Raw genomic sequence first — 10,322 nt, forward strand, 5'->3', positions numbered from 1 at the left:
CGTTACACGGCTCTCGGCACGCCCACGACAATGGCCGCAGGATAAGTCTGTCCAAGGAAAGGGGAACTATACCCAAAGCACCTTTTGCGCAACAAAGCCGGTATACGCTATAGGTGCGTCCGAAGATGGGGGCAGAAGATAATGTCCCACCATTCTCATGGTCGGGTTCCAGTCGAAAATTCTCAGATCAATCGGTTTTCGAGCGATTCCGGGAATTTTTGTCTGGCCAAGTGGAAAATAGCCAGGTTTGGCTCCATTGATTGAGGCATCGGACAAATGCGATGCAAGAATGTTTTGCTTTATCCGGCGCGAAGGCGCATACAGGGGGCGCTACGTTGCTTCTCTCTGCATCCTGTCTCCTTTCGGCTTCAGTCTGCTTTTGAACTGACCGGGCCGGGTTGCTGCATTCCGCGAGCGACAAATCCACAAGGAGATATCACGATGGCCAATGGCACCGTGAAATGGTTCAACGCCGCCAAGGGCTTCGGCTTCATCGCGCCCGAGCATGGCGGCAAGGACGTGTTTCTGCACATTTCGGCCCTCGAGCGGGCCGGGCTTAACAGCGTTGCGGATGGTCAGGCCGTGACCTTCGAAATCGAGTCGGGCCGCGATGGTCGCGAATCGGCCAGCAGGCTGGCGCTCGCCTGATCCTGTCGAACAGCCTGGCCATCTGGCCGGGCTGAACCCCTTCGGGAGACCCGTATGTTGGCCAAGGCGAGAAACCTTTTCCGCGACCCTGCGCCCCTGACGGCGATGGATCGCACCACTTCCGAGGCGAAGCTCATCGTCGATGAACAGGCCCGCAAGAGGAGCGAGCTGACGGCATCCCTCAAGGCTGCACGGTTGGCGAAAGAGGCGGCAGACGCCGCCACCGGCGTGCCTGCGAAAAACGCAAGAAATAGCGGATGCGCGGGGGCACCTGCTTTCTTCGCTGTAACGCCGACTCTCCCTACCGCCGAAACGCTGCGCGAAGATGTCTCGATCCATTTCCCATGATTCCGATTGGACGGGATGCAGGGGATATTCATCTTTTTTAGGCCAGCGCTAGCCGGCTTGACGGCGGACAGTCTCCCGCGCTTTTCCTGTGCCTTTTATCAGCCAGACAGGGGCTTTCCCGGCGCACGAAAGAGGCCGCACTCGCGGTGCTTTCACCCCCTTGAACCGCCATTTCCTCGCCCTAAATCGTGGATCGCCGGAAGCCTTGAACGGGTCCGGCATGCCGGGGCGGATGCAACGGCACCGCACGGCGAAAGACTTGTATCCATGTTGCTCAACGGAGGATGTGGCTATGAGAACCACTTTCGACTTTTCCCCTCTCTACCGGTCGAGCATCGGTTTCGACCGGATGCTGAACGCGCTGGAAGCGGCAAGCCGGGTCGGGACGATCGACAACTGGCCGCCCTATGACATCGCCAAGACCGGCGGGGACGACTATCGCATCACCATGGCGGTGGCGGGCTTCTCGCCCGACGAGCTGGCCATCACGCAGGAACGGACCGTTCTGACAGTGACCGGCCGCAAGGCTGGCGAGGACAAGGGCGAGTATCTGCATCGCGGCATTGCCGAGCGGAGCTTCCGCCGGCGCTTCCAGCTCGCCGATCATGTGAAGGTGACCGGCGCCGAACTGCTGAACGGGCTGCTGACGATCGACCTGCGGCACGAGATCCCCGAAGAGATGAAGCCGCGCCGGATCGAGATCGCGCCGGCCCAGACCCTGCCCAAATCCCAGCCGCAGCAGGTCGAGACCGGCAAGCAGGCCGCCTGAGGCCCTGTCACCGCACGATCCCCGCCGGCCGCCGGGCAGCGCCCGGCGTCTCCGGCAACCTGTTGCCATGAAGGAGGAAAACCATGAATGTCCGAGATCTGATCCCCTGGAACCGCAATGGCGGCAACCAGCTTCCCACCGCCTTCCGCGACGGCGACCGCGATCCCTTCCTGTCGCTGCATCGCGAGGTGAACCGGCTGTTCGACGACGTCTTCCGCGGCTTCGGCCTGCCCGCGGTCGGCACGGTCCCTGCCTTTGGCGGCGGCTGGCCGAGCGTCGAGATCTCCGACAACGAGAAGGAGATCAGGGTGACGGCCGAGGTGCCGGGCCTTGACGAGAAGGACATCGAAGTCCTGCTGGATGACGGCGTGCTGACGCTGAAGGGCGAGAAACGCTCGGAGGTCGAGGATAAGGACCGGCAATTCTCGGAACGCTTTTACGGCCGTTTCGAGCGCCGTATCCCGCTGGGCGCCGAGATCCGCGAGGACGAGGTCGATGCGCATTTCAGGAACGGCGTGCTGACCGTGACCCTGCCCAAGACGGAAAAGGCGCAGTCGCAGGTCAAGCGCATCGCCATCAAGGGCTGAGCCATCGCGGCGGCGACAACCGCCGCCGCATCCAGCCTTCCCCCGCAGGGGAAGGTCCATTGACGGGATCACCAAGCAACCGACAAGGAGGAGTGAACGATGCTGAAATCCCTGTCTCTCGATCGCCGGACGGCATTCGACATCGCCAATGTCGTTGCCGGTCTCGGTCTTCTGCTGTCGCCCTGGTATCTCGGCTTCGCGGCCGAGACCGCCGCGGCGTGGAACGCCTGGCTCGTCGGGGCCGCGATGACGCTGATCGCGCTGGCCGCGCTCTTCGCGTTCCACAGGCTTGAGGAATGGGCCAATGCCGCCCTTGGCCTCTGGGCGGTGATCGCGCCCTGGGTTCTGGGCTTCGCGACCCTCGCGGCGGCGATGTGGGTGCATGTGATCGCCGGTCTGGTCGTCGCGATCCTGGCGGGCGTCAGCCTGTGGTCGGGCGGCGACCGGCCCTATTCGACAGCGTGACGTCCCGAACGGCCCGGCAACCCGCCGGGCCGTTTTCTTGTTCTCCGTCTGGTCTCGGGCGAGAAAGGAAATCACCACCGATCAAACGGAGATTGCCGATGTCGATGAAAATCCCCCGACTGCGCGCGGCCGTCATCACGCTGTGCACGATCCTGGCGCTGGTCGCGCCGCCCCAAGCGGCTGTCGGGCAGCCCATGCCCGAGGCTGGGGGCGGTATTCCCACCATCGCCCCGATGCTGTCGCGCGTGACCCCGGCGGTGGTCAATATCGCGGTGGTCTCGGAAACCCCGGTAGTATCGAACCCGCTTTACAACGATCCCTATTTCCGCCGCTTCTTCGATCTTCGCGACCCGCCGATGCGGCGGCAGATGAGCGCCGGCTCCGGCGTGATCGTCGATGCCGAAAACGGCTATGTGCTGACCAACCATCACGTCGTCGCCGAGGCCAGCGCGATCAGCGTCACCCTGAAGGACGGGCGCCAGTTCCGGGCCGAGCTCGTCGGCGCCGACCAGGCCACGGAAATCGCCCTGCTGCGGATCGAGGCCGAGGATCTGGTCGCGCTGGAGATCGGCGATTCCGACCGCCTTCAGGTCGGCGATTTCGTCGCCGCGATCGGCAACCCCTTCGGCCTGGGCCAGACGGTGACCTCGGGCATCGTCAGCGCGCTGGGGCGCAGCGGCATCAGCCGCGAGGGCTATGAGGATTTCATCCAGACCGACGCCTCGATCAACCCGGGCAATTCGGGCGGCGCGCTGGTGACGCTGGACGGCCGGCTGGTCGGCATCAACACCGCCATCCTGACCCCGGCAGGGGGCAATATCGGCATCGGCTTCGCGGTGCCCAGCAACATGGCCGTCGCGGTGATGCGGCAGCTGATCGAGCACGGCGAGGTGCGGCGCGGCAGGCTGGGCATCGGCATGCACGATCTGACGCCCGACCTGGCCGAGGCGCTGGAGCTGGGCGGCATCCACGGCGCGGTGATCGCGAATGTCGAGCCCGGCTCTCCCGCCGAGAAGGCGGGGCTGAAGGCGGGGGACGTGGTGACCGCTGTCGACGGCGCCCCGGTGCAGGGCGCCACGCATCTGCGAAACCGGCTGGGCCTGACGCCCGTCGGCAGCACCATCCGCCTGACGGTCAGGCGCGAGGGGGATGCGCGGGAGGTCGACCTGACCATCACCGCCGATGCGACCTCCTCCGGTGATTTCGCCGGCACGCCGCTGGATGGCGCCCGGCTGCGCAACGCCTCGGCGGAGGAGGCGCGCCGGGCGGGGGGTGCCGGGATCATGGTCGACAGCGTCGAGCCGGACAGCCTTGCGGCCTGGATCGGCCTGCGCCGCGGCGACATGATCGTCGCCGTCAACCGGACGCCGGTTTCCTCGGTCGCGGATTTGCGTGGCATGCTTGCCGGCCGCCGAGCCGTCGCGGCGCTGGAACTGATCCGCGACGGCAGCCGTCTTTTCATCGTCGCAAGGTGAACGACGGCGGCGGCATGGAGAGGGCCAGGAAGACGCAGGGTGTTGTCACCGATGCCTGGGCGTCGCTCATCTGACGCAGCCCCGGACCCTGCCGGTTTCAGAATGCCAGCCCGCAGGCCCTGCGGATGGCGATCTGGACGGGCGAGGGCGGCAAGGCCGGGTCGAACTCGCCCTTGGGCAGCAAGGGCGGCTGGGCCATGAAGCGGGGTCTTGTCCCCCGGTGCGGCTGTGCGGCATGGACCAGGAACGGATGGCACAGATAGACCGTGCCCGCCGCGCCGGTCGCCAGCACCTCGGGGCAGGTCTCGGTCGAGGCATAGCCGTTCGCCGACAATTGCCGTAGCGTCGCGCCTGCCGCCCCATGGGGCAGCAACTCGCGGGCAATGGCCATATGCGAGCCCCGCCTGATCCGGGTCGGTGCATCGCCGGGCCCGACATCCGAGAACAGGAACAGCATCAGCAACGCGCGGCCACTGCTTTTGACATTGACCCGCCATTCCATGAAGTCGGGGCCGTCGCCGAAGCTCATGTCCACATGCCAGCCATCGTCGCCGGGGGCGATGGGCGAGGGGAAGCGGATCGGGAAGCTGCCGAGGCCCTGCGGCGCAAGCCAGCGCCCCGGCCCGGCAAGCCGGTCATAGGCCCGGTGCAGCAGCGGGGTGTTGGCGGCCTGGACGAAGGCGGGCGTGGACATCGCTGCGATCCGGATGACGGGTCGCGTCCAGCCCTCGGGCCGGTCGGGCGAGAGGCCCGCAGCTGCCCACAACTCGTCCCGGCATTGCCGGGCGAGGTCGGTGGGGAAGGCGCCGTCGATCCTGACGAAGCCGTCCTCGATGAAGCCCTGGACCTGACACTCGGTCAGGCCGGTGGGTTCGGGATTGGTCATCATGCATTCTCCGCTTGGCGCCCCAATCGCGGGCGCCGTGTCGATCTGATGGCGCGAAAGCGCCGGCGGCAGGGCCGGTCAGATCAGCGGGAAGAATGTAGACATGAACATCATGGTCGGAATTTAAGGCGGGCAGCCGGGGGCTGCAAGCCATGTTCCCTGGCCGCTTGCGACCTGTTCCCCTTGCTCGCGGTTATCGAGGGGCATTCTTGCCCGGCCAGCCGCGCCCGGCCCCTCGTCCGGACAGATGCCCTGATATCGTCCAGAGCGCCGGATGCTCAGCGCCCGCCCTGATCCTCTGCGCCCGGCTCAGTATTCGTCATGCAGCCTGAGCCAGCTCATGGCGCCGTTCTCGTTGCGGCCCTTGGGGGTGAGGTCCAGCCAGTTGAACGCGCCCATCAGCAGTTCCACGCCGCGGTGATAGGTGGAATAGCTGTGGAAGAGGGCGCCGTCCTGCCGCACGAAGATGCTGACCCCGAACATGTCCGGGCTGTTCCTGATCACCGTGCCGTAATTGTAGATCGCCCGGCCGGCGGCGCGGTCCTCTTCCGTGAACGAGACGCCGAAATCGTAGTTGAAATCGCCGTCTCCCGAAGACAGCCAGGGAAAGCGCCAGCCCATCCGCCGGAGGACCTCCTCGATCTGCGGGACCGGCGCGCGCGAGACGGCGGCGAAGGCCAGGTCCGCCTGCTCGAAATGCTGCCGGGCGGCATCGACATGATCGGCGACGAAGGAACAGCCCGAGCAGAGATGCTCCGATCCCGGCGTCAGCATGAAGTGATAGACGGCAAGCTGGCTTCGGGTCCCGAACAGGTCGGCCAGCGTCACCTCGCCGTCGGGCCCGTCGAAGCGATAGGGCTTGTCGATGCGGACCCATGGCATCCGCCGCCGCTCGGCGCGCAGCGCGTCGAGCTGGTGGGTCATGTCGCGTTCGCGGGCCAGCAGCGCCTTGCGGGCGTCCAGCCATTCCTCGCGGGAAACGATGGCTTGGGTCATGGTCGGTCTCCTTTCGGGATGGGATGGCGGCCCGACACCAGCCGCAGCCAGGGCGGCAGGTGGAACAGGCTCATCAGCAGATACATCGCGGTCATGCCGTCCAGCGGCAGCGGGCCGGGGTCGGACAGGCAAAGCGCGGGCGAGGCCGCCGTGATCCCGGCCATGACGGCGAAGCAGGGCGCTGCCGCAAGGGCCAGCCAGCCGGCCACGCCGGGCTTTTCCGTGGGCGTTGTCATTGCGGGTCTCCCGTCCGATGCTTTGCGGGACATGAAGCAGTCTAGGACGGGGCGGCATCCGGGCGTGAGTAACAAGCATGACGGGATTGCGGCGGCGCAGGCGCTGGCGGCGGGGGATGCGCTGACGGCGCTGAAGCGGGTCGCCCTGCGCGACGACCCGCCGGCGTTGGCGCTGCGCGGCATCGCCATGGCGCAGCTTGGCGATCTGGACCGGGCGCGGAACCTGCTGCGCCGCGCCGCGCGGGGACTCAGAGCCGATCCCCTGGCCCGCGCCCGCTGCCGGCTGGCCGCGGCGGAAATCGCGCTGGTGACGCGCGACCTAGGCGGCCTGGACCAGGCGCTTGGCGCGGTGCGGAGCGCGCTTGCGGCGCAGGACGACCGGGCGAACGCCGCCCATGCCGCCGCGCTGCAGGCCCGGCTGCTGCTGCTGACCGGGCGTCTTGATCAGGCCGAGGCGGTGCTGGGGACGCTGGATACCGCCGCGCTGCCCCCGGCGTCGCGTTCCGGCTGCTGGCTGGTCGCCGCGGGCATCGCCATACGGCGTATCCGGGCCGGGGATGCGCGGGCCGCGCTGGACCGGGCCGCCCGCGCCGCGCAGGAGACGGGCATCGCCGCGCTGGCCGCCGAGGTCGCCCAGGCGCGCGCGGCCTTCGACGCCCCGGCCGCGCTGCTGATCGAAAGCGGGCGCGAGGCGCTGCTGGACCTGGCCGGGGTCGAGGCGCTGCTCGGCGCGGACATGCTGCTGGTGGATGCCTGCCGCAACCTGCTGCGCGGCGGGGCGACGGCGGTACCGCTGGCCGGGCGGCCGGTGCTGATGGCGCTGCTGCGCGCTCTGGCCGAGGCCTGGCCCGGCGACGTGCCGCGCGAAACCCTGCTCGCGCGTGCCTTTCGCGCCCGCCATGCCGACGAGTCGCATCGGGCAAGATTGCGGGTCGAGATCGGGCGGCTGCGTGGGCAGCTCGCCCCGCTGGCCGGGATCAGGGCGACCGGCCGGGGCTTCGTGCTGGAGCCTTGCCGCAGGCGCAGGATCGCCGTGCTGGCCCCGCCGGTCGAGGACGATCACGCGGGCCTGCTGGCCCTGCTGGCCGATGGCGAGGCCTGGTCGAGTTCGGCGCTGGCGCTGGCGCTGGATGTCAGCCCGCGCAGCGTGCAGCGCGCGCTGGCGGAACTGCGGCGGGCGGGCAGGGTGGAGTGGTTCGGCCACGGCCGCGCCCGGCGCTGGATCGCGCGGAGCGTGCCGGGTTTCCCGACAAGCTTGTTACTCCCGGCCGCGCTGCCGATGCGCTAGGGTGGATGCATGAAACGCATGGCCGAAATCATCCGCGAATACGGCCCCTTTCCGGGAATCGAGGAGGTGCATGGCGTCAGTTTCGACGGAAGGCAGGTCTGGTTCGCCAGCGGTGAACACCTGAACGCGCTGGACCCCGACAGCGGCGAGCTGCTGGGCGCGCTGGAGATCCCCGCCGATGCCGGCACGGCCTTCGACGGCCGGCATCTGTTCCAGATCGCCGGGCCGGTCATCCGCAAGATCGACCCGGAGAGCGGCGAGGTTCTGGCGACCATTCCTGCGCCCGAGGGCGGCAATTCCGGGCTGGCCTGGGCCGAGGGTTCGCTCTGGGTCGGCCAGCATCGCGGGCGCCGCATCCACCAGGTCGATCCCGAGACCGGCAAGGTGCTGCGCAGCATCACAACCGACCGCTTCGTCACCGGCGTCACCTGGGCCGACGGCGCGCTCTGGCACGGCACCTGGCAGGGCGAGGAAAGCGACATCCGCCGCATCGACCCCGCCTCTGGCGCGGTGCTGGAGCGGCTGGAGATGCCGCCGGGCACCGGGGTCTCGGGGCTGGAATCCGACGGCGGCGCGCGGTTCTTCTGCGGCGGCGGCAGCAGCGGCACGCTGAGGGTGGTTCTGCGCAAGGCGGATCAGGGCGCGACGTAGAGCCTCGGGCGTTGCTGTGCAAACCGGCCCTTGCTCGGAACCTGACAGCGGGGCCTCGGCAGGCTATGCTGTTGGGGGTCCATCAGCCACCGGGAGGCAGCGATGAGCGACGATCACACCGGCAAGGGCGTCCTGCATCTGCCGCCGGGCGAGGGACGGCGCTACGCCCTCGGCCGGATGACGGCGGTGTTCAAGGCCGACGAGGGTGAAACGGCTGCGCGCTACAGCGTCTCGGAATGGTGGCTGGAGCCCGGCGCCGACGGGCCGGGCGCGCATGCGCATGAGGGCAATGACGAGATCTTCTACGTCATCGCCGGCACGGTCAGCTTCCTGGCCGGGGCGGACTGGCTGGACGCGCCGCAAGGGACGTTCCTGCGCATCCCCGCCGGCGTGGCCCATGACTTCAGGAACCGCACCGCAGAGCGTGTCGGCCTTCTCAACGTCTTCATCCCCGGCGGGTTCGAGCGCGACATGCCCGCCATCGCCGACTGGTTCAGGGACAATCCCTAGGGTCATGCGCGGCAAGGCCACGATCACGGCGGATCTCCGGCGGCTTGGCCTGCGGCCGGGCGATCTGGTGATGGTCCACGCCTCGCTGAAGGCGCTCGGCCCGGTCGAGGGTGAGCGGCCGGGGTCGTCCAGGCGCTGCTGGATGCCGTGGGGCCGGGCGGCACGGTGATGGGATATGCCTCCTGGGACCGCTCGCCCTATGAGGAAACCCTGAACGGCGCCCGGATGGACGAGGCCCTGCGCCGCGACTGGCCCGCCTTCGATCCCCGGACCGCCGGCACATATCGCGGCTTCGGCCTGCTGAACCAATTCCTGGCGGACCTGCCTGATGCCCGGCGCAGCGCCCACCCGGATGCCTCGATGGTCGCGGTCGGCCCGCTGGCTGGGACCCTGGTCGAACCGCATAGGCTGGGGCAGGCCCTGGGCGAAGGCTCGCCGCTGGAACGCTTCGGGCGCCTTGGCGGCAAGACCCTGCTGCTGGGTGCGCCGCTCGATGCCGTGACCGTCCTGCATTATGTCGAGGCCGTCGCCGACATCCCCGGCAAGCGCCGCGTCAGCTACGAGATGCCGGTGCTGGGCCCGGATGGCCGGACGGTCTGGGAGGCGGCCACGGATTTCGACTCGAACGGCATCCTCGATTGCTTCGCGGTCGAGGGCCGGCCGGATGCGGTCGAGACCATCGCCCGCGCCTATGTCGCGACGGGCCGGCACCGCGAGGGCATGGTCGGCGCCGCGCACTGCCATCTGTTCGACGCGCAGGATATCGTCGCCTTCGGCGTCGGATGGCTGGAGCGGCAGTTCGGATCGGTGCCTGAATCTGGGGAAGACCAAACCTGAGGATCGACCGGCATGGCCCCGCGGATATCGAACCGGATCGCGTCTTTCGTCGACGCCCTGCCGCTGGCGCCGGGCCAGCGGGTGCTGGAGATCGGCTGCGGCCCGGGGGTGGCCGCCCGCGAGGTTTCCCGCCGTGTCGGGAACGGCTTCGTCCTGGCCATCGATCGCTCGGCCAAGGCGATCGAAAGCGCGGTGGCAGGATCGCGGGCCGAAATCGCCACCGGCCGCCTGCGGTTCCTGCAAGCGGCGATCGAGGATTTCGAGCTGCCGCCCAATGAAGAGCCTTTCGACATCGCCTTTGCGATACGTGTCGGGGCATTGGACGGGCGCCACCCGGATATCGAGCAACGCGCCCTTGAACGATTGCGGGCCGCATTGAAACCGACGGGACGGCTGTTCATCGACACGGGGCATCCGCTCAGGGAGATAAAGCTGATCGGGCGATGATTTGTCCGAGGCTTGGGCGGATCCCCGATTGAGCGTGGGAATTGCCGTTTGACCGCTGTTGGATTAAACCGGCGCCCTAGGCTCAGGACTCATAGCCAATAAATGACGAGCGCCGCGAGTGCGATGGCGGAGAGGAAGACCTTTGGGCATCTGTCGTATCGGGTCGCCACACGTCGCCA

Annotated in this window: 13 protein-coding genes and 2 pseudogenes; 11 read left to right on the forward strand and 4 right to left on the reverse strand. The window is 68.0% G+C overall.

Annotated elements, in window-relative coordinates:
• Positions 1-441 precede the first annotated feature (441 nt).
• The 6 genes from ACDP63_RS23365 to ACDP63_RS23390 all read left to right on the forward strand — a co-directional run bounded on the left by ACDP63_RS23365 (position 442) and on the right by ACDP63_RS23390 (position 4,292).
• Positions 442-648, forward strand: coding sequence for a cold-shock protein (locus ACDP63_RS23365; protein WP_011749411.1), 207 nt, complete (start codon positions 442-444; stop codon positions 646-648).
• A 54-nt stretch (positions 649-702) separates the two neighbouring features.
• Entirely contained in the window at positions 703-996 is a 294-nt protein-coding gene (locus ACDP63_RS23370; RefSeq protein WP_230377944.1) for a hypothetical protein, read from the forward strand.
• Positions 997-1,288: 292 nt separating this feature from the next.
• Positions 1,289-1,765 carry an Hsp20 family protein gene (locus ACDP63_RS23375; RefSeq protein WP_409928727.1) on the forward strand — a complete coding sequence of 159 codons (477 nt, stop codon included), beginning with the start codon at positions 1,289-1,291 and terminating at the stop codon, positions 1,763-1,765.
• 83 nt (positions 1,766-1,848) lie between these two features.
• A complete protein-coding gene (locus ACDP63_RS23380; RefSeq protein WP_011749414.1) occupies positions 1,849-2,352 on the forward strand; it encodes an Hsp20/alpha crystallin family protein in 504 nt (167 codons plus the stop codon).
• 99 nt (positions 2,353-2,451) lie between these two features.
• Positions 2,452-2,817, forward strand: coding sequence for an SPW repeat protein (locus ACDP63_RS23385; protein ID WP_011749415.1), 366 nt, complete (start codon positions 2,452-2,454; stop codon positions 2,815-2,817).
• 98 nt (positions 2,818-2,915) lie between these two features.
• Positions 2,916-4,292, forward strand: coding sequence for a DegQ family serine endoprotease (locus tag ACDP63_RS23390; RefSeq protein WP_409928728.1), 1,377 nt, complete (start codon positions 2,916-2,918; stop codon positions 4,290-4,292).
• 97 nt (positions 4,293-4,389) lie between these two features.
• Here the strand turns inward: ACDP63_RS23390 and ACDP63_RS23395 are convergent, their stop codons facing one another.
• The 3 genes from ACDP63_RS23395 to ACDP63_RS23405 all read right to left on the reverse strand — a co-directional run bounded on the left by ACDP63_RS23395 (position 4,390) and on the right by ACDP63_RS23405 (position 6,410).
• Positions 4,390-5,181 carry a phytanoyl-CoA dioxygenase family protein gene (locus tag ACDP63_RS23395; protein ID WP_409928729.1) on the reverse strand — a complete coding sequence of 264 codons (792 nt, stop codon included), beginning with the start codon at positions 5,179-5,181 and terminating at the stop codon, positions 4,390-4,392.
• Between the two features lie 306 nt (positions 5,182-5,487).
• Positions 5,488-6,174, reverse strand: a complete 687-nt coding sequence (locus tag ACDP63_RS23400; RefSeq protein WP_409928730.1) for a DUF899 domain-containing protein — start codon at positions 6,172-6,174, stop codon at positions 5,488-5,490.
• Entirely contained in the window at positions 6,171-6,410 is a 240-nt protein-coding gene (locus ACDP63_RS23405) for a hypothetical protein (RefSeq protein WP_353430048.1), read from the reverse strand. Before ACDP63_RS23405 ends, ACDP63_RS23400 begins: the two co-directional genes overlap by 4 nt.
• 64 nt (positions 6,411-6,474) lie before the next feature.
• On the opposite strand from ACDP63_RS23405, the gene ACDP63_RS23410 reads away from it, so the two are divergent.
• The 5 genes and pseudogenes from ACDP63_RS23410 (at position 6,475) to ACDP63_RS23430 (ending at position 10,143) form a co-directional block, all read left to right on the forward strand.
• Positions 6,475-7,698: a helix-turn-helix domain-containing protein gene (locus tag ACDP63_RS23410; RefSeq protein ID WP_243784370.1), complete on the forward strand. Its 1,224-nt coding sequence runs from the start codon at positions 6,475-6,477 to the stop codon at positions 7,696-7,698.
• A gap of 9 nt (positions 7,699-7,707) precedes the next feature.
• The gene (locus ACDP63_RS23415) at positions 7,708-8,349 is read left to right on the forward strand and encodes a glutamine cyclotransferase (protein ID WP_353430050.1); all 642 of its coding nucleotides are present in this window, start codon (positions 7,708-7,710) and stop codon (positions 8,347-8,349) included.
• A gap of 102 nt (positions 8,350-8,451) precedes the next feature.
• The gene (locus ACDP63_RS23420; RefSeq protein ID WP_409928731.1) at positions 8,452-8,859 is read left to right on the forward strand and encodes a cupin domain-containing protein; all 408 of its coding nucleotides are present in this window, start codon (positions 8,452-8,454) and stop codon (positions 8,857-8,859) included.
• A gap of 4 nt (positions 8,860-8,863) precedes the next feature.
• Positions 8,864-9,696: pseudogene (aac(3), locus tag ACDP63_RS23425) on the forward strand (aminoglycoside 3-N-acetyltransferase).
• Positions 9,697-9,708: 12 nt separating this feature from the next.
• Positions 9,709-10,143 carry a class I SAM-dependent methyltransferase gene (locus tag ACDP63_RS23430; RefSeq protein WP_074991490.1) on the forward strand — a complete coding sequence of 145 codons (435 nt, stop codon included), beginning with the start codon at positions 9,709-9,711 and terminating at the stop codon, positions 10,141-10,143.
• 89 nt (positions 10,144-10,232) lie between these two features.
• Here ACDP63_RS23430 and ACDP63_RS23435 read toward each other — a convergent pair.
• Positions 10,233-10,322, reverse strand: a pseudogene (locus tag ACDP63_RS23435) (IS5/IS1182 family transposase); the annotation flags it as partial.

The organism is Paracoccus sp. P2, from assembly GCF_046335115.1.
GTDB lineage: Bacteria > Pseudomonadota > Alphaproteobacteria > Rhodobacterales > Rhodobacteraceae > Paracoccus > Paracoccus pantotrophus.